The sequence below is a fragment of the Nocardia jiangxiensis NBRC 101359 genome, assembly GCF_000308615.1.
Classification (GTDB): domain Bacteria; phylum Actinomycetota; class Actinomycetes; order Mycobacteriales; family Mycobacteriaceae; genus Nocardia; species Nocardia jiangxiensis.
Window position 1 is genome coordinate 65,325 of sequence record NZ_BAGB01000163.1, and the last position, 17,267, is coordinate 82,591.

Below are 17,267 nucleotides of genomic sequence, written 5' to 3' on the forward strand. Positions count from 1 at the left end.
ATCGTGCTGGACGGCAACCGTTCGGTATCCGAACGGCCGCAGCGCCCGACACGCTCCGAGGTGGCGGGTGACGCCGACGAAGTGAGGTGATCGTGATGACCGATGGCGAAGTGCGGCGAGATTCGCTCCGCCCGGGGGGATTCGCGAGCACGCCGGAGCTGTACGCGGATCTGTCCGTCGACGAACTCGTACAGACCTGGTCCCGGCAGATCCCCGACGCCACGGCATTCGTGACCGCCGAACGATCGATGACCTGGCGCGAGTACGACCGGTTCGCCGAGGCCATCGCCACCCGACTACGCCGAACCGGCGCGCCCCGCTCTCGCGTGGCCCTGCTACTGCCCGACACCGGCGTCATCCATGCCGCACTGTGTGGGGCCTATCGGGCGAACCGGGTCGCGGCGGCGATCGCCATCCGTTCCGGGCTGCGCGAAATCGCACACGTCATGGCCCGGACGGGAGCCTCGACGCTGGTCACCGTCGAGTCGATTCGCGGACGTTCGTGGCGTGAACTCCTGGCCGAATTGCGCGAATACGACATCGCACCGTCGAATGTCCTTGTTCTGGACGAGGATTCGTACCGCGTCGCCCGGCACCAGCTCGCCGACGACGACACCGCCTCCGAAGCCGCCGAACCATTCACGACCTCGGACATCACCATCCTCAACTCGACCTCGGGCACGACCGGACTGCCGAAGGTGGTCACCCACACCGAACGCCGCTGGGTCGCCTTCGCCCGGGAAGCCATGTCGGGCGGGCGAATCGGCCCCGCTGACGTCATCTGCTCGGTCGTCCCGGCCCCCTACGGCTTCGGCCTCTGGTCGGCGCACTTCCTGCCCGCGCTGCTGGGCATCCCGGTCGTACTCACCGCGCGCTTCGACACGGCCGACACCGCCCTGCTCGTCGAGCGCGAGCGCGCGACCGTATTATGTTGCGTCAGTACACAATTCAAGATGCTGCTGCGCTCCGAGAACGCCCGCGAGCACGACCTGTCCAGCCTGCGCGTCCTCTACACCGGAGGCGAGCCGGTCCCCTACGACGACGCCCTCGCCTTCGAACAGCGCACGGGTGCAAGCGTTCTCCAGTTCTACGGGTCCAACGAGTCCGGCGCGGTCAGCCGCACCACCCTGGACGACGATGTGGACACCCGCCTGCGCACCTGCGGTCGCATCCTGCCCTCGATGACCGTTCGGATCCTCGACGACACCGGCGCGGACGCCACCGGCAGCCCGCGCCGCGGTCAACCGGCGGTGCGCGGACCGCTCGTGTCCCCCGGCTACTGGGACGATCCGGCCGCGAATGCGGAGCTGTTCACCGCGGACGGCTGGATGCTGCTGGGCGATATCGTGGAGGTCGACGACACCGACCGGGTCCGAGTGGTCGGCCGCACAGCGGATTTCGTCATCCGCGGCGGGAAGAACATCTCGATCGTGGAGATCGAGCAACTCGTGCGCGCGCACCCGTCGGTGTCCGATGTCGCCGTCGTGGGCGTGCCCGACCCGATCTTCGGCGAACGCGTCTGCGCCGTGGTCGTTCTCACCACCGGCGCCGACCTGACCACCGAAACCCTGGCGAGTTGGCTCCGCGCCGAGGGCGTGAGCGCGGAGTACCTACCCGAGTACGTCGTCCCGGTCGATCGGCTCCACCTGGGTCCGGGCGGCAAGACCGACCGCGCAGCAGCCCGGGAGGCCGCGTCCGGGGTGGTGAACCTCGGGCGATAGCGGCTACTTGTCGCCCGAGAAGTCGATCTGCGCAGCGGCATTGGACACCGCGGTCACCATCCCGGTCCCGATCGGCCCCACCGAATCGAACAGCGTCGCCGTACCGACCGACAGGCCGTTGGCCGTCAGATGCGTCTCGGCGCGCAGACCGATCCGGTCCCCGACCGGAACCCGATCCAGCCCGACGGTCAGATCCGCGTTGATGTACCCGACACCCTGCGAACCCCAGTTGGTGACCAGGCTCGTGGACTCCGCGGCGGTCACGGCCTGCACGAACGGACTGCGTTCCTCACCCTCGACCGCGGTCAACGGCACGATCCACAGGCTCTTGCGGCCGGAGTTCTGATGGTCGGCCATACTCGTCGACCAGTCGTGGTCGCTCTCGTGCCACCAGTCCAGGCCCGAATCGGCCGGCGGATCGAACGGATGCTCCGAATGCCATTCGTCCCCGGGCGGCGTCTCGGCGGCGCGCAACTGCACCAGACGAGCCTCGGCGACCTCGACCTCACCCTGCAGTACCTTGGCCGCGGCGACGTGGACCCGGCGGCCCGCGCGCACCACCTCGGTCCGCACCTCGAGCGGCTGCCCCTTGGCCGCCTTGAACAGATCGATGGTGAACCGGGCCGGGACGAAGCCGTCCAGACCGTGTTCCCGCTCGAGTGAGCGCGCCGCCGCGGCGCAGATCGCCGGACCGTTGAGCATGTCCGCTCCCCATCGTCCGTACGCCCATTTCTCCGGGAGGTAGCGCCCGTCGTCGTCGACCTTGAACAGGGCCGGCATATCACTCATGCGTCCCATATTCCCGTATCGCCCGAACGCACCCCGCACGGACCGTGCCCGATCCGGGTTCCGAAACCGCCGTCACCCGCGACCGAAATTAACTTAGACGCTCTAATAAGGTAGACTAATAAGCGTGGGTGGAAGGACTTCCGAGGGCGATCTCGCCACGGTGACCACGCTTCGGGCGTCGGTCATGCGGCTCGCTCGCCGCCTGCGTCACCAACGGGTCGAGCACACCCTGAGCTCGACCGAGATGCAGGTGCTCGCAACGCTTTCCCGCACCGGCCCGGCGACGCCGGGCGAGCTGGCCCGTCAGGAACACGTCCAGCCGCCGTCGATGACCAGAATCATCGCGCTGCTGGAGGACAAGGGGCTGGTGCGGCGCGAACCACATCCGCAGGACCGGCGGCAGGTGCTCGTCATCGCCACCGAACCCGCCGCGGAGATCTTGGAGCAGAGCCGTCGACTGCGGGACGCCTGGCTGGCGGACCTGGTCGGCAAGCTCACGGATGAGGAGTGGGAGCTGGTGCGTTCGGCCGCTCCGGTGCTGGAACGTCTCGCGCAGCTGTGAGGTGTCTTCCGGTACCGCGACCGAACATATCGCGCCCCGGAGAGGCAGTACGTGACATCCAGCGACACCGACGAGAAGGACCTCACCCACAACACCCCTGACACCGATCCGGACTCCATAGAGCTGGTCCCGCCCTCCCACTCACGGGTGGGCATGTTCACCTCACTCCGAGTCCGCAACTATCGCTACTTCTTCCTCGGCCAGGTGGTTTCCAACACCGGCACCTGGATGCAGCGCATCGCGCAGGACTGGCTGGTGCTCAGCCTCACCGGCAGTTCCTTCGCGGTCGGCATCACCACCGCGATGCAGTTCCTGCCGATGCTGTTGTTCGGTCTGTACGGCGGAGTGATCGCGGACCGCTTCCGCAAACGGCAGCTGCTGATCCTCACGCAGGCCGCCATGGGTCTGCTCGCCGCGATCCTCGCGATCCTCACGCTGACCGACGCGGTGCACGTGTGGCACGTGTATCTGCTGGCTCTGCTGTTGGGCATGGTCACGGTCGTGGACAACCCGACCCGGCAGACGTTCGTCTCGGAGATGGTCTCGCGCGGCCAGCTGCGCAATGCGGTCAGCCTGAACGCGGCCAATTTCCAGACCGCACGGCTGATCGGGCCCGCGGTGGCCGGTGCGGTCATCGCGGCGGTCGGCTCCGGCTGGGCCTTCGCGATCAACGCCCTGTCCTTCGCGGCGGTGATCGGCGGGCTGCTGCTGATGCGTCCCGCCGAACTGCACGTCATGCCGCGGGTGCCACGGGAGAAAGGTCAACTGCGCGAAGGGCTGCACTATGTGCGGTCGCGACCGGAACTGATCTGGCCGATCGTGCTGGTCGGCTTCATCGGAACGTTCGGCTTCAACTTCCCCACCGTGCTGTCCGGCTTCGCGTACAACATCTTCCACATCGATGCCGGCCGATACGGTCTGCTCAACACCGCCCTCGCGGCCGGATCCCTGGTCGGCGCGCTGCTGGCGTCCCGGCGCACGAAGATGCGGCTGCGGATGATCGTGTTCACCGCGGTCGGCTTCGGCGTCCTCGAGGCGGTGACCGCGTTCGCGCCGGAGTACTGGGTGTTCGCCGCGGGGCTGACGATCGTGGGCCTGATCGGGATGACCTTCAACACCTCCAGCAATTCGATGGTTCAGCTGGCCACCGAGGCGTCCATGCGCGGGCGGGTGATGTCGCTGTACATGATGGTGTTCACCGGCGGCAGTCCGATCGGCGGGCCGATCGTCGGCTGGGTCACCGAGCGGTACGGTCCGCGGATGGGGTTGTTCGCCTGCGGTGCGGTCTCCGCGCTGGCTGCGCTCGTCGTCGCGCGAATCCTGGCCCGCCGCAGCGGATTGCGCCTGCGGATCTCCCGGCACGGCGTCGAGTTCGTCCCCCGTCAGCTCGTGGTCGCGCGCTCGGAGATCGCTCCGGCGGTGGCGATGAGCGGCACCAGCTGCTCATCGGCGGTCCAGGCTCCGTGATGTCCCAGTAGGGTCGACTCGAGCGGCTCGTCGCCCGGACGCACCAGCACCGTGCCGCCCTGTGCGACCGCGATCAGGTCGCCGATGCGCGCGGTGATTGTCTCGTCGGGTGGTGTCGGGCCGAACCAGTGCTCGTCCAGGGCCTGCTCCCGGCCGACCACCCGTGCGTGCGTGGACAATTCACCGGTCCACCGGTCCTGCACGTCGGCGAATGCCGCGGGGTGGTCCAGGTAGATGTGCCGCACGCGCGCCTCGCCGCCGATCAGCCGCACGTCGCGGTGCAGATGTTCCCGGACGTCCAGGTCGATGACGTTGTCCGCCAGGATCATTCCGTGATCGCCGGTGATCAGCAGGGAGCACGTCCCGGGCAGATCGGTGAGCAGTCCGGCCACGCAGGCATCCACCCGACGCAGAATATCCAGCCACTGCGGTGATCCGGGGCCGTGCAGATGTCCGGTCGCGTCGAGGTCGGCGAAATAGGCGTAGGCGAACCGGGATTCGACACCGGAATGTTCGGCGACCACGAGGATTCCGGCGCGCAGCTCGTCCAGCGTCGCGGCCGGGTGCACCGTTCCGGCGGCGCGGAAAGCGGCCCTGGTGAGACCGGAGTCGCGCTGATAGCCCGGAATCACGTAGTGCACCGCGACGCCGTGCGCCGCGAGATCCTGCACCCGGCTGGGCCGCTGCTGCACGGTCTCGGGCGGATGGGTGTGCAGGGCGTCGTCGCCGACGGCGGTGTCGAGCCGCCAGCGCAGTGCGTTGAGCAGCCGCGGACCTCCGGTGTCCGGGACGGCGAAGCTGTAGCCGATGACGCCGTGCGTGGCGCAGGGCGCACCGACGGCCAGACTGGTGAGACTGGTCGCGGTCGTCGCGGGAAATCCGGCGGTCAGGGTGGTGGCGACGTGCTCGGCGAGGGTGGGCGCCACATCGCGGTGCCGCGCCAGCAACTCGGCGCCCAGACCATCGATCAGGAGCACCACGACATCACGATGCGGCACGAGCCCCAGCGGGGCGGCCACATCCATCCCGAAGGATGCGGCGACGGACGGCAGGACATCGGCGAGTGTGTACGGCATCGTCGTCCATGCTGCCCGATCGGCCGCTGCGGCGCTCGTATCAGCTTGTCCCGCACTGTGGGTGCTCAGGACGGGTCGCCAACGTACGTTGCGCTGATCACCCGTCCGCGTTCCGGACGGTTCGCTCGACGATTTCCCGCACCCGGTCCAGGAAATCGCGCACCTCGTCCTGAGGCAGGTCCCATGCCTGCGAGCGAGGGAGTTCGACACTGCGCAGCGCACGGTCAACGAGTGGCCGGAATTCCGGCTCCGAGCTCGAGAGCATCTGTCCGGCAGCATATTTCGCGACCCACCGACCGGTCCGGCAGAAGACGACGGCGCGGCAACCGTTGAGGATCCGATTGTCGGCCAGATGACCCACGCCCCGCGAATGGTCGCGCACCGAGTCCAGAACCGCGGCCAGCTGATCCTCGTGCGACGGCGCGGCGAGCACCTCCCGCACCGGCCTGCCGAACAGCAACCGCCCCGACTGATACCCGATAGCCCGATCGATGACGAACCAGAACGCGGGTGCCCCGGACGGATCGTAGGTGGCGTGATATCGCAACAGCGGCCCGGTATTCAGGTTCAACCGGAATCCCGCCTCAGCGGACGACCGAGCGGCGAAGTCGGCGTCGTACAGGACCAGTTCCAGACCCGTGGCGGGGCAGGTCTGGTCCGTGAGCGAGTCCGCCAGCTCCCGTACCACCGGTCCCGGCAGCGACGGATCGACCACGACGGTGACATCGATATCGCTGCGGCCGTGCCGATAGTCCTGCAGCGCAATCGATCCCACGGCGAACACGCTCACCAGACTCGATCCGCAGACCTCGCGCGTTCGCCGCACGAGCTCGGTCAGATACGGCCGCACCTCGACGGGCACCGCCTGCGGATCGGCGAGCAGACCGGTCATCAGCTCTGCGGAACGTCGATCGGAATCTCGCCGCCGAGGTGGTACCCCTCGTTCAGCCGCAGGGTGTCTCCACTCCAGAATCGGCCCGGGTCATACCAATTCGCGCGTCGCTCGGGCAGCAGCCCCATCGACTGATAGGTCAGGGCCACGATCTCGGCGCAATAGGCGCTGCGCAGATCCTGTCCCGGCGGCGAATCCTGCTGGGCCGCACGTTTTCTCCCCCGCACCCGGGCCAACCGGCCACCGAACCAGCGGGCGGCCAGGGTCGAGGTCGACGGGAACGGCAGCCCGTCCAGGCGGGCCACGGTGCGCAACGCGGCATCCTCCATCTCGGCGGACACCGGACGGTCCAGCTGACGCAGCCAGGCGCGCTGACCGTAGCGATTCACCCACACCAGCACCGCATCCCGCAGATCGTGCAGCTGCGCGCCGCGCTGATGGTGGCCGGACCACATGTCCGGCAGCGACCTGCCCAGTTCGGCATGCCAGATCAGCACCGGTAGATCGTCCATCGCGATCACCATGCCGACGTGATTCACCGGACTGTTCGTGGTCATCCGAATCGCCCGGTCCGCCGCCGAATGCCCCCGGAACAACCACAGATCCCCGGTCCTGGTGAGCTCGAGTGCCCGGTCCAGGTGGATGCTCGTCTCCGCCATACCCAGTAGCCTAGGCACATGCGCTGGTGGAAGGTACTCGGTTTGGCAGGCGCGGCGGGCGTCGCCGCGACGGGAGTGGTGATCGTGCGCGCGGAGCGCAAACGACGTTCCTACACACCCGATCAGATCCGCAGCCGGTTGCACGAGCGAGTCGCCGAACTCGAATCGGGCAGCGACAGTTCGGATCAGACCACCTGAGAGGGCGAATATCTCGGCCCGGCAACGTCATCGGGCAGGTTTGGAGCCCCGGGCCGGATCAGCAGGCGACCGGAAGATCCAGGCTCGCCAGCAGATCGCGGACGCGACGGCCGATCTCGTCGCGAATCGGGAGCACCTCGGCCACCGACAGCCCGGCCGGATCGTCCACGATCCAGTCCTCGTACCGGATGCCCGGCACCAATGGGCACATATCCCCGCAGCCCATGGTCACGATGACGTCGGCGGCCCGAATGATCTCGTCGGTCCAGCTCTTGGGGAATTCGTGGGAGATATCGATCCCCGCCTCGGCCATCGCCGCGACCGCCGCCGCATTGAGTCCGCCGCTCGGCTCGGAGCCGCCGGACCAGGCCAGGGCGCGTCCCTGCGCATAGCGTTCGAAGAAGCCCAGCGCCATCTGCGAACGCCCGGCATTGAAAGTGCACAGGAACAGCACCACCGGAATGGCGTGTTCGATCCGTCCCTCGACGCGGGCGCGGGCGTACAGCCGCTGCCGGGCGAAACGCTCGGCCAGCAGCGGCAGATACAACTGCACCGACGCCTGCGTCCCGAGTTCGGCGTAGGAATCGTAGAGGTATTCGTGAATCGTGTTGGCCTCGAACAGAATAGTGAACTCGCAACACAGCCGTCGTTCTGCGCGGCCCAGCGCCGTGCTCTGCACGATGTCCAGTAACCGGTAGGCCGGAGTGATCTCGGCGTATCCGGCCCCATGGGTCCGTTCGGGCATGGCCACGATATTTACGATCGCACCGGCGCACTGCGGCGGCAACCGAACTCATGATGAATCCGGTTGAACCTTCCAGCAACGAACGGCCGTACCCCCGACGAAGCCGCACGATACCGAGGCCCTGCGAAAACAGTTAGCGCAGAAAATTTTTCACCCGGAAATGTACTCCGAGATCACATCGCCGACCACCTCGGGCTGCTCGAGGTGCAGGAAATGCCCGGCCCCGGACACCGGGACGATGCGGCTGCCCCTGGGCAACCTGCCGCGGACGGCATCGAACAACTGTGGTCGCAGACATCCGTCCGAGAGCCCGTGCAGTTGCAGACTCGGCTGCTGCGGTGGGGCCAGCACGTAGTTCTGGAAGGCGGCGTGCCGATCCGAGAGACGGTGGGGCCGTGCGAAACTCCGGTAGTAGCCGATGACCGCGCTGCGCTGCGCGGCATCCTGCACGGATTCGGCCAGGTAGCGCAGATCCACACTCGCGTCGTAGCCGGGCGACCAGACCCGCCACAGCAATGCGGTCATCCGATCGAACACCTTCTCCGGCACCACCGGAAGCTGATTGACCATGACGTACCAGCTGTTCACGGATTGCAGCAGGATCTGCGGAATCTGCTCGATGAGACGACCGCGCGCGGGAGTGAGGCAGCCCAGTGGCGGCACGGCCAGCGCGACGATCCGGCGGAACGGTGAATCATGCATCGCCGCAATGCTGTTCGCGGTGATCGCACCCCAGTCGTGGCCGATCAGGACCGCGTCGTCGGATTCCACGAGCGAGACCAGATCCAGTGCGTCGGCGACGAGTGCGCCGACCGAGAGGTCACCGTTGCGGGGAATCGCGGACGGCCCGTACCCACGGGTGAACGGTGCGACGGCGTAGTACCCCGCGTCCGCCAGCCGGGGCGCCAGATGCCGCCACGTCCACGCGGTGTCCGGATATCCGTGCAGGCACAGTGCCAGCGGCGCACTCGGATCTCCCCAGGTCAGCGCATGGATACGGACGTCATCGAGGTCGAAGGTCCGCCGCCCGGCCGCCGCGCTCACGCCAGGACCGCCGCATGCGCCGTGCCGCGGCGGGCCGATCCGCCGCTCGCCGGCGCTCCGAGCCCCGCAGCGCCGAACTCGTCCTGCCCGGATGTCACGGCCCTCCCGCACGGCCGTACTCTCGCCACTGGTTTCGACAATCTTCGGCCTCGATTCGGGAGGTAGTGAACTGTGTTAACCGACACCGTAATTTCGGCCGCCGGGCACTGGCAACCTCCGAACCGACCGGAACGATAGTGACGATCGCGCACCCGACCGACGTCTCGGGTTCCGACCGGTGAGCGGATCCGCTCGCAGGTCCCGGCCGCACGTGCCGTGGGCCGCAGTTCGACTGCTCGCAGTCGTTGTCGTCGTGGCCGTGGGGCTCGGGTTGTTCGCACCGTGGCCGCCTCCCCGAGATCCCGCACCCGCTGTCGCGAACGCACGCCCGCTCACCTGCCTCGATGACGCCCTCACCGCGTACGGGAACTCCGGACACGGCTGGACCGGCGGGGATTCGACCTGGTCGACCGCGTTGCCCGGCGGCCGGGAGGTGTTCGCGTTCTCCGATACTTTCCTGCCGCCCATCACCCCGCCGAGCCGTCCGGCCGACGCCGGATTCGTACACAACTCCCTGCTCGTCCGCGACGCCGAGGGGCACCTGTCCACCATCGTGGGCGGCACTGTGGCGCAACCGGATTCGCTTCTCTCACCGCCGGATCCAGCGGATTGGTTCTGGCTGGGCGCGGCGACGTATCTCGATGGCGCACTCCAGATTCCGCTGACCGAATGGCGCTCGGCCGGACCGGGTTCACTCGATGTCACCTTCGTCGGCTCGGCGCTGGCCCGCCTGAACCCGGACGACCCGCACGAACCCGCGTCGATCACACCGTGGCCCCGCTCGCGTGGCATCCAGTGGGGGCAGTGGGTGCAGCAGGAGGGTGCGTTGACGTACGTCTACGGCATCGAACCGGTCGCGGGCCGCAAGTACCTTCACATCGCACGCGTCGCGGGAACCGATCTGCGGCAACGATTCTCATACTGGACCGGCCGGGGATGGTCGGATTCCGAATCCGATTCGGCGCGGATCGCCGACGGAGTCTCCGCCGAATTCTCCGTCCACCGCCTCCGGGCGAATGCGTATCAGCTGATCACCATGCAGGACGGTGCACTCGGCAATCGAATCACCGCCCGCTACGCCCCGACCCCGATGGGCCCGTTCGGCCCCGCCGTCACGCTCTACCTGACACCGGAGGCAGGCGGCTCAGGCTCGTACCACGATCCCGCCGTCTACGCCTACAACGCCCATATCCACCCCGAATTCTCCACCCCCACGAGACTTGTCGTCTCCTACAACGTCAACAGCCTGGACACCGCCCCCGGCAGTGAGGTGTACCGCCACGCGAGCATCTACCGTCCCCGATTCATCGTGGTGACACTCGACGACGCGGGCAGCGCCTCGCCCCGGTCTGCGCGGGACGCCTGCGGATAGCCACGTAAGCCGCAGTGCTGCAACATATCTCACGCACGATCCCATGTGACGCGCTGCGTGTCGTGAGTATCCAGCAGACGCAATCCGTGCAGGACCTCCGCGTCCGGGTCTACCACCACTTCACGAATAAGCAGGCGCTGTTTCGCGCGGTCCTCGAACTCGTCGACGAACGAACCGTGACCATGATCGCGAGCACCGCGGGCTCGGTCGACTCCCCCTGGGACGCCACACTCGCGGGCCTCGCCCAGCAGGCACGAAATGCCATGGGCCGCACGATGGTCGAACTACTCGAGGGCCTGCGTCCAGCTCCCCCGAAAAGAACCAGGAAGCCGTCCGGATGCACGGCCGACAAAAGCGCTGAGGAGACGCCACCCACCGATCCCCCTCTCGACTCCTCGTCGGCATTCCGGAACGTCTTCCGACGACTCGTTCGCCGATGGGCAGCGCACCGATTCACTGTCGGCGCCAATACCGGCCGACACCTACAGCGGCGCAGTGTATTTCATAGTCGATGTGCAGCGGATCGGGCCGGACGGATATCGCGCGCGGCCCGAGTCCGCCCGACTCACCGCGGGATTCGAGATTCCGCGAACGCCACCGGTGTGGCGCTGCCGATCCCGGCGGACCCCAGGTCCAACTGGTTGAGCATGTTCTGAATCGCGACCCAGAAATCCATTCGTGCACTCCTTGTCTTCGCGACCGACTCTCGGCCGGAATCCTGTTCACTACGAACCGCGCCGATCGGCGCGGATTTCACCGCCGCTGCCAGCGCAACGCGCGGGACGGGCAGAGTTTGATGGCCTCGGCGGCGAGCCCCTGATCGGGGGCGACATCGCGGAGGATCGGATATCCCCAGTCATCGAGATCTATTGCGCCGGACAGAATGTGAGCGCAAATCCCGTGTCCGGTGCAGGCGATGCGATCGACGGTGAGCACGCTCGTATCCGAGGGTGCGGCGGTGCCGAGTAGGCGGTTCATCGGTGACATGGGGTCGTCCTGAGGATGGGGTGGGCAGCGATCTTCCGGCGGGGGGCGCGGCCGTGCCGAACACCTCGAGCGCCGAGCCGAGGAATCCGGCGACACCGTCGGGATAGCCACACGCACCCCGGCCGGTCACCTGCTCGAGCCTGCGGGCGAGACGATCGGCCGCGCCGACGGGCGGACGCGGCCGCAGTACACTCGTCAGATCCTCGAGCAATGCGGGCAACCCGAACATGCAGGGCCCACACTGTCCGGCCGACTCCCCGACCGCGTAGGCCAGCACCTCCAGCAGGTCACCCCACGGGTCGATCCCCGCCTCGATGACCCGCAACGTCCCGACGGAAGGACGAATCCCGAACCGCGCCAGGCTCTCCCGAGACCAGAGTGCGTCCTCGGCATCGGCAGCGGACAGAAATCCACCGCCCAGCCCGCCGACCCACACCGCCTGCATCGGCACGGTGAGTCCGCCTGCGCGATCGAGGATCTCGCGCAGACTCATCCCTGCCTCGACCGGATGCACACCGGGCGAGCCCACCCCGTTGGCGAGCGTGACCAACTGCGGTCCCGGCTCCTCGGCCGTGCCGTACGAGCGAAACCACTCGGGCCCGTTCTCGATGATCTGCTGTACGCGCCACACGGTTTCGGCATTCAGCACCAGTGTCGGCGGCAGTCGTCGGCCGTGCGGATCGCGGCTGCCCGCGGTGACCGGCTCCGAGCGCATGAGCGGTCGCGCCGGCCCGCCGTAGGCCAGCCGGGTCAGCGCCGACTCCTCCGAGGAGACGTACCGGCGCGGCACGACCACGGTGTCCACCCGCGCCGCGTGCAACGCCGCGAGAGTGTCCGAATCCCGATGCGCCGCAATCCTCATATGCCTGCGCGTGAGATATCGTGCGCCTTCCAGCACCTCGGGCAGATGGTGGGCGACGACCCAGGCGTCCTTGCCGGAATCGAGTTCGCCGTCACAGGCATTGATGATCAGCTCGGCGTTATGACGTTCGGCCAGTTCGAGTTTCACGCCGGTGGGAAATCCCGCGCCGCCTCGTCCGGTGAGTCCGGCGTCGAGCAGCAGTTCGGACAGTGCGCTCATGACCACTCCTGTGCTGCGATCTGCGCACGGCGGCGGGTATCGGGATTGCGGCCGAGCCAGCGCCATGCCGCGACGGCCACCATGGCCGCCGCGCAGGTGGCGGCGACCCCGAGCAGCACCGGATTGTCCGGAGCGCCCGTGGTCAGTGCGTGCACGACCGCGAGCGGCGCGATCGCGTAGGACAGATAGTGCACCGCCCGCCACACTCGCACCGGCAGCCGATGGCGCAGCAGCGAGGTCAGGTTCAGGGTGAGCAGGATGTCGAATGCCATGGCGCCCAACGCCACCCACTCGCGGCGATATCCGGAGGCGAACGGCACGACCGCCGACCACCAGCCCAGATGGACGTAGGTGTCGACCAGGGCGGTCAGAACGTGCACCGCCAGGAAGACGGTCATGCCGAGGGCGAGTGTGCGATGCACTCCCATCGCCACGGCCATCGCCGCACTGTGCGGGCGCGGATGCGCGGTGGTCAGCAGTCCCAGCAGGACGACGAGCGTGAGCAGGATCAGGGAGACGACACCGGCCGCCCGCGACAGGTACCACAGCCACGGACTGGTCATGACGCACGCCGCCGCGCCCGCTCGTCCAGCATGTTCTGCACCGATGGCGTCGGCGTCCAGGACGGCGGCAGCTCTCGCAGATGCCGGGCGCCTCGGTAACCGCGAGGCTGAAAGTACCTTCCTCCCAGGCTATTTCGACGGTCAGTCCGGCGATCGCCAGAATCGCGGCCACGGAGATCCCGGCCGCGACTCGACGAATTCGCCGCAGACTCGGACTGTTGTTCATCGGGCATCCGCCTCGGATACTCCGTTGTTTACAGCGGAGCGACATAGACGGGTGTGTCGTTTGTGCCGCACGACCATTTCTTTCGATAGCATGTTCGAATGGATGAGGTGGTGCGGTACACGTACCGGCTTCGGCCCGGATGCACCGCCGAGAAAGCGCTGCTGGCCGAATGGGGGCGTTGTCGATGGTTGTGGAACGAGGCAGTTCACCAGGACAGGTCCGGGCAGAAGCCAACGTTCGCGCGGCTCGGGAAGCTGCTGACCCGCGCGCGAGCGACGATGCCGTGGCTGCGTGAAGGTTCCCAAGTCACGCAACAGCAAATGCTGCGCGGTTACGCGCGATCGCTGGATAAGTCTTTCACCGTGAAGGGGCGTGGTCGCCCGAAGACCAAGTCCCGCAAGAGTTCCCTGCCGTCGCTGGAGTACACCATGCGGGGATTCTCGATCCGTAAGGGCCGTTTGATCCTGCCCAAGGGCACCGCGATTCCGGTGGTCTGGTCGCGGGAGTTGCCGTCCGAGCCGACGTCGGTCCGCGTCAACCGGGACAGTCTCGGACACTGGTATGCCTCGTTCGTCGTACGCCGCGAAATCACGGCCCGCCCGTGCGGCCAGGGCAGTATCGGGATCGACTGGGGTGTGAGCACCACTGCGACCACCACCGATCCCGCCTTCGATCTCCCTCATGTCCGCCACCGCAGACGATGCGCTGCGGAGTTGGCGAAGGCGCAACGCAAGATGGCGCGGCGTCACCGGAAAGGCCGCCCTCAGTCGCGGGGATACCTGGAGGCCAGGAGACATGCTGCCCGGCTGACGAAGAAAGCTGCCCGCCGAACCGTGCACGACTCGCGGGTCTGGGCCAAACGCGTTGTCGACCACCACGACCTGATCGCCGTCGAGGACTTCAAACCAAGGTTCCTGGCGAAATCCAACCTTGCACGTAACGCCGCTGACGCCGCGATCGGTGCGGCCAAGCGTGAACTTATCGAGCGTGCCACGCGGGCCGGGCGGACGGTGGTGATGGTCCGGCCCGCATACACAACCATGACGTGCAGCCAATGCTTCGCGAGAACCAAGCGACTGGAACTGCACGAGAGAAACTTCCGGTGCCAGGACTGCGGCTACGCCGACAGTCGGGATCGGAACGCTGCCAGAGTGATTCTGGCCGTGGCAGAACGGGGCCACGTCAGTGCCGAGGACGTCAGACAAGCGGATCACCTCCTCCGGGTGGATGATTCGGTTGCGGTCTGAGCTGGAAATCTCCCGCCTGAAGGCGGGAGAACCGTTAAGAGATCTGTCTTTCTCCGCACACCCGAACCCGTTCACCGTTTCCGGTGAATCGTGAATTACCGGTTGGTCTGCGGGATTTCGATGCTCAGCGGCATCCGCAGTTCGGATACGTACCACATCGTGAACTGGCGCAGGAACTCGTCGAACATCCAGTAGGCGTCCTTGCTGGGCGGCACGACGCCGAGGATGCCTTCCCGAACGGCCAGGAACGGACCCCAGCTGAACTGCAGCAGCGGTCCCCAGACCGGCTCCCGCGCGACGTTCAGCTCGTCGGCGATCTTGTCGCCCAGGATGAATCGGGTGAACGCGCCCAGGATCCCCCGGCTGAGCAGGGTCAGATCCAGGTCCGCACCCAGATTCAACAGCTCGTTGGCCAGCCACCGGCCCTCGGGCGTGGGCTCGAGGATCGGGTCCAGCACCTGCGCGGCCTGGGCGTCGGCCTGATCCCACGACACCGGGATGTACTCGTCGCGAATGCCGAGCAGATGCCCGGCGAGCTGCCAACTGTGCAGGTACCCAACCGATTCCGCGGCCGGGATCGGGATCTTCCACTCGGTCAGCACGCGCATGATGCTGGTGCCCAGGCTGTGCCAGGTGACCATCAGATCGTCCTGGCTGATCGGGGTGTGCCCCTTGGGCCAGACCGGCGCGGTCGGCAGCAGATGCCGCACGGCGGCATGGATGATCCTGGTCTTGACGCAGGTCACGATCATTTCCCCGCCGGGGGCGTAGGCGTTGACCGCGCCGATGTCGTAGCCGAACTTCGCGGTCTTGGCGATACGTTCCTTGAGGTGCGACCCGCCTCGGGAGTAGTACACCGCGAGCGCCTCGTGCGGGATGACGTTCGACATCATGCCGCTGGCGAACGCGTAGAGCACCCCGAGGTAGGTTCCGCGCTTCTGCTGGAACTGAAACGAGTCGGCCAGCTTGCCCGGATCGGCCCACGAGGGCAGCCGGCGTGCGTACTCCATGAAGTCGCGCAGATTCTTCGGCAACCCCGCGGGAATCGGTTGATCGTTCTTGATCCAGGTCGCGAGCAGCCGATTGACCTGGGGCACATCGGCGTGGTCCATCACATCGGCCACGACCGGATCCGCCTCGGCGTCCCACACCGTCATCGGGTCCGCGCCCTGGCCACTGCCGAGCACCGATCCGCTGGGCGACCAGGTCCAGGGTTCGGCCCGGACCGTTCGCGCCCCTAGTGCGAGTGCGCCCGCGGCTCCCACGAAGCCGCTGCCCACTCGCAACGCGTCACGTCTGTTGAGTCCGATTCCATCCATGCCACGTTCCTCTTCGTCGAGTCACTGATACAGAGATACAAAGTCTGCATCTGCGTATCTCTATATCAGCACACTGTGTCTGCCATCACAAGCCGAGGAACCGGATTTTTCGCACTAGACGAGCGGCTTGCCCTGGGCGTGCCGCGCCCGCATCTCGCGCAGGTACGTCTCGAACGGATACAGCCGGAAGCTCGCGGGCAGAACGGTGAAGACCGCACCGATCGCGCGCATCACCACCTCGAACGCCCGCTGCCGGACCGGCCCCCACGGCAGATCCAGTTCGTCCCGGAACTGTTGCGGCAGAAAGCCCGTGGTGAAGAACCGGTTGACCCGCCCGAACAGGATCTGCTCGAACCTGGGATAGGGCCCGAGATCGACGACCTGCTCGAGCAGGTAGCGGCGCACCTCGTCGTCGAAGGACATCTCGCCCACGTGCGTATCCCAGTACTGCGCGAACGCGGCCCGATCCGACGGCCACATCTGCGGGCGCACCTGCAGTGTGGTGCCGAATCGCGCGGCCTCGCGATAGAGCTCGTCGGCGGATTCGTCGTCGATACCGCCGTACAGGAAGTTCAGCGAATCCACCGTGCCGCGGTACAGGCATGCGGCGACCCAGAGTTGCAGTTCGGGGTGGAAGGCGTTGTAGGCCACCGGACTGTCCGCGTCGGAGCGGACCTGGCGGTGCGAGGTGTTCACCGCCGCGCGGTAGATCGCGCGATCCTCGTCGGTGCCGAGCATGGCCACGGCCAGGTAGGTCAGGGTCGTGCGGCCGCGTTTGCGCGGATGCAGATCGAAGCGGCCGCTTTCGACCTTGCTCTCGATCACACCTCGGCCGACCGGGGCCAGACCCAGTTGCATGATCACGTTCGCCGGGCCGCCGAGCAGTGCCGCGGGACCGGCCATGAACCGCCTCCGGTCGGCCGGTGCGTCGTCGGCCGGATCGTGCCGACGCAGGAATCGGGTGGGGAGAGACATGAATGCTCCACGAGTCGATGAGACGATTTTCACAACATCATGTCAGCGTGGACAACGCCTGACAATGCACCCCGAGTGGGGCTCGCGGCCCGGTGAGCGATGTTGTAAGTTACTCAACATTCTTGTTCGCCTATTGTGACCCGCGCAACGCGGATACGGCAGTAACATGCTGATAAACAGGTGAATTCACTCATGCTTAGCGATCGTTCAGGAGTGGTAAGTGAGGGCACCATCAGGTTCAAGAG

At 67.0% G+C, this 17,267-nt stretch carries 17 protein-coding genes; 6 read left to right on the forward strand and 11 right to left on the reverse strand.

Annotated elements, in window-relative coordinates; genetic code table 11:
• The first annotated feature begins 95 nt into the window (after positions 1-95).
• On the forward strand, positions 96-1,721 hold the full coding sequence (locus tag ON40_RS39085; protein ID WP_051194266.1) for a class I adenylate-forming enzyme family protein: 1,626 nt from the start codon (positions 96-98) through the stop codon (positions 1,719-1,721).
• Between the two features lie 3 nt (positions 1,722-1,724).
• Here ON40_RS39085 and ON40_RS39090 read toward each other — a convergent pair whose 3' ends face one another.
• Positions 1,725-2,510: an acyl-CoA thioesterase domain-containing protein gene (locus tag ON40_RS39090; RefSeq protein ID WP_040830484.1), complete on the reverse strand. Its 786-nt coding sequence runs from the start codon at positions 2,508-2,510 to the stop codon at positions 1,725-1,727.
• Between the two features lie 124 nt (positions 2,511-2,634).
• On the opposite strand from ON40_RS39090, the gene ON40_RS39095 reads away from it, so the two are divergent.
• On the forward strand, positions 2,635-3,072 hold the full coding sequence (locus ON40_RS39095; RefSeq protein ID WP_245568187.1) for a MarR family winged helix-turn-helix transcriptional regulator: 438 nt from the start codon (positions 2,635-2,637) through the stop codon (positions 3,070-3,072).
• Positions 3,073-3,123: 51 nt separating this feature from the next.
• Positions 3,124-4,539 (forward strand): MFS transporter, encoded by a 1,416-nt coding sequence (locus ON40_RS39100; RefSeq protein ID WP_218008948.1) that lies wholly within the window; start codon positions 3,124-3,126, stop codon positions 4,537-4,539.
• Here ON40_RS39100 and ON40_RS39105 read toward each other — a convergent pair.
• The 3 genes from ON40_RS39105 to ON40_RS39115 all read right to left on the reverse strand — a co-directional run bounded on the left by ON40_RS39105 (position 4,455) and on the right by ON40_RS39115 (position 7,166).
• Positions 4,455-5,615 (reverse strand): alkaline phosphatase family protein, encoded by a 1,161-nt coding sequence (locus ON40_RS39105; protein ID WP_040830486.1) that lies wholly within the window; start codon positions 5,613-5,615, stop codon positions 4,455-4,457. The two genes, ON40_RS39100 and ON40_RS39105, sit on opposite strands and share 85 nt — an antisense overlap.
• Before the next feature lie 97 nt (positions 5,616-5,712).
• Complete coding sequence (locus ON40_RS39110) at positions 5,713-6,507, reverse strand: aminoglycoside adenylyltransferase domain-containing protein (protein WP_040830488.1); 795 nt, start codon at positions 6,505-6,507, stop codon at positions 5,713-5,715.
• Positions 6,507-7,166 (reverse strand): hypothetical protein, encoded by a 660-nt coding sequence (locus ON40_RS39115; RefSeq protein ID WP_040830489.1) that lies wholly within the window; start codon positions 7,164-7,166, stop codon positions 6,507-6,509. The genes ON40_RS39110 and ON40_RS39115 overlap by 1 nt, the downstream gene beginning before the upstream one ends.
• A gap of 18 nt (positions 7,167-7,184) precedes the next feature.
• Between ON40_RS39115 and ON40_RS39120 the strand changes: the two genes are divergently transcribed.
• The gene (locus ON40_RS39120) at positions 7,185-7,364 is read left to right on the forward strand and encodes a hypothetical protein (RefSeq protein WP_040830491.1); all 180 of its coding nucleotides are present in this window, start codon (positions 7,185-7,187) and stop codon (positions 7,362-7,364) included.
• Between the two features lie 58 nt (positions 7,365-7,422).
• Here ON40_RS39120 and ON40_RS39125 read toward each other — a convergent pair whose 3' ends face one another.
• Both ON40_RS39125 and ON40_RS39130 read right to left on the reverse strand, forming a co-directional pair.
• Entirely contained in the window at positions 7,423-8,109 is a 687-nt protein-coding gene (locus tag ON40_RS39125) for an arsenate reductase/protein-tyrosine-phosphatase family protein (protein WP_051194252.1), read from the reverse strand.
• Between the two features lie 150 nt (positions 8,110-8,259).
• Positions 8,260-9,153: an alpha/beta fold hydrolase gene (locus ON40_RS39130; protein ID WP_040830493.1), complete on the reverse strand. Its 894-nt coding sequence runs from the start codon at positions 9,151-9,153 to the stop codon at positions 8,260-8,262.
• A gap of 277 nt (positions 9,154-9,430) precedes the next feature.
• Between ON40_RS39130 and ON40_RS39135 the strand changes: the two genes are divergently transcribed.
• Positions 9,431-10,624: a DUF5005 domain-containing protein gene (locus ON40_RS39135; RefSeq protein ID WP_083896252.1), complete on the forward strand. Its 1,194-nt coding sequence runs from the start codon at positions 9,431-9,433 to the stop codon at positions 10,622-10,624.
• Between the two features lie 753 nt (positions 10,625-11,377).
• Here the strand turns inward: ON40_RS39135 and ON40_RS50780 are convergent.
• Genes ON40_RS50780 through ON40_RS39145 form a run of 3 tightly spaced genes read right to left on the reverse strand, consistent with a single transcriptional unit; the run spans position 11,378 to position 13,255 of the window.
• The gene (locus ON40_RS50780; protein WP_245568188.1) at positions 11,378-11,560 is read right to left on the reverse strand and encodes a ferredoxin; all 183 of its coding nucleotides are present in this window, start codon (positions 11,558-11,560) and stop codon (positions 11,378-11,380) included.
• Positions 11,481-12,692 carry an NADH-ubiquinone oxidoreductase-F iron-sulfur binding region domain-containing protein gene (locus ON40_RS39140; protein WP_063713180.1) on the reverse strand — a complete coding sequence of 404 codons (1,212 nt, stop codon included), beginning with the start codon at positions 12,690-12,692 and terminating at the stop codon, positions 11,481-11,483. Before ON40_RS39140 ends, ON40_RS50780 begins: the two co-directional genes overlap by 80 nt.
• A complete protein-coding gene (locus ON40_RS39145) occupies positions 12,689-13,255 on the reverse strand; it encodes a ferric reductase-like transmembrane domain-containing protein (protein ID WP_040830495.1) in 567 nt (188 codons plus the stop codon). Before ON40_RS39145 ends, ON40_RS39140 begins: the two co-directional genes overlap by 4 nt.
• 324 nt (positions 13,256-13,579) lie before the next feature.
• On the opposite strand from ON40_RS39145, the gene ON40_RS39150 reads away from it, so the two are divergent.
• Positions 13,580-14,728 (forward strand): RNA-guided endonuclease InsQ/TnpB family protein, encoded by a 1,149-nt coding sequence (locus ON40_RS39150; RefSeq protein ID WP_040830496.1) that lies wholly within the window; start codon positions 13,580-13,582, stop codon positions 14,726-14,728.
• Positions 14,729-14,823: 95 nt separating this feature from the next.
• On the opposite strand, the gene ON40_RS39155 is transcribed toward ON40_RS39150, so the two are convergent.
• Both ON40_RS39155 and ON40_RS39160 read right to left on the reverse strand, forming a co-directional pair.
• Positions 14,824-16,047 carry an oxygenase MpaB family protein gene (locus ON40_RS39155; RefSeq protein ID WP_040830499.1) on the reverse strand — a complete coding sequence of 408 codons (1,224 nt, stop codon included), beginning with the start codon at positions 16,045-16,047 and terminating at the stop codon, positions 14,824-14,826.
• A 114-nt stretch (positions 16,048-16,161) separates the two neighbouring features.
• Positions 16,162-17,022 carry an oxygenase MpaB family protein gene (locus ON40_RS39160; RefSeq protein WP_051194254.1) on the reverse strand — a complete coding sequence of 287 codons (861 nt, stop codon included), beginning with the start codon at positions 17,020-17,022 and terminating at the stop codon, positions 16,162-16,164.
• Positions 17,023-17,267: the final 245 nt, after the last annotated feature.

Coding starts and splice junctions, on each gene's coding strand:
- ON40_RS39085 (WP_051194266.1), top strand. CDS start 96: ATGACCGATGGCGAAGTGCGGCGAGATTCGCTCCGCCCGGGGGGATTC.
- ON40_RS39090 (WP_040830484.1), bottom strand. CDS start 2,510: ATGAGTGATATGCCGGCCCTGTTCAAGGTCGACGACGACGGGCGCTAC.
- ON40_RS39105 (WP_040830486.1), bottom strand. CDS start 5,615: ATGCCGTACACACTCGCCGATGTCCTGCCGTCCGTCGCCGCATCCTTC.
- ON40_RS39110 (WP_040830488.1), bottom strand. CDS start 6,507: ATGACCGGTCTGCTCGCCGATCCGCAGGCGGTGCCCGTCGAGGTGCGG.
- ON40_RS39115 (WP_040830489.1), bottom strand. CDS start 7,166: ATGGCGGAGACGAGCATCCACCTGGACCGGGCACTCGAGCTCACCAGG.
- ON40_RS39120 (WP_040830491.1), top strand. CDS start 7,185: ATGCGCTGGTGGAAGGTACTCGGTTTGGCAGGCGCGGCGGGCGTCGCC.
- ON40_RS39125 (WP_051194252.1), bottom strand. CDS start 8,109: ATGCCCGAACGGACCCATGGGGCCGGATACGCCGAGATCACTCCGGCC.
- ON40_RS39140 (WP_063713180.1), bottom strand. CDS start 12,692: ATGAGCGCACTGTCCGAACTGCTGCTCGACGCCGGACTCACCGGACGA.
- ON40_RS39145 (WP_040830495.1), bottom strand. CDS start 13,255: ATGACCAGTCCGTGGCTGTGGTACCTGTCGCGGGCGGCCGGTGTCGTC.
- ON40_RS39150 (WP_040830496.1), top strand. CDS start 13,580: ATGGATGAGGTGGTGCGGTACACGTACCGGCTTCGGCCCGGATGCACC.
- ON40_RS39155 (WP_040830499.1), bottom strand. CDS start 16,047: ATGGATGGAATCGGACTCAACAGACGTGACGCGTTGCGAGTGGGCAGC.
- ON40_RS39160 (WP_051194254.1), bottom strand. CDS start 17,022: ATGTCTCTCCCCACCCGATTCCTGCGTCGGCACGATCCGGCCGACGAC.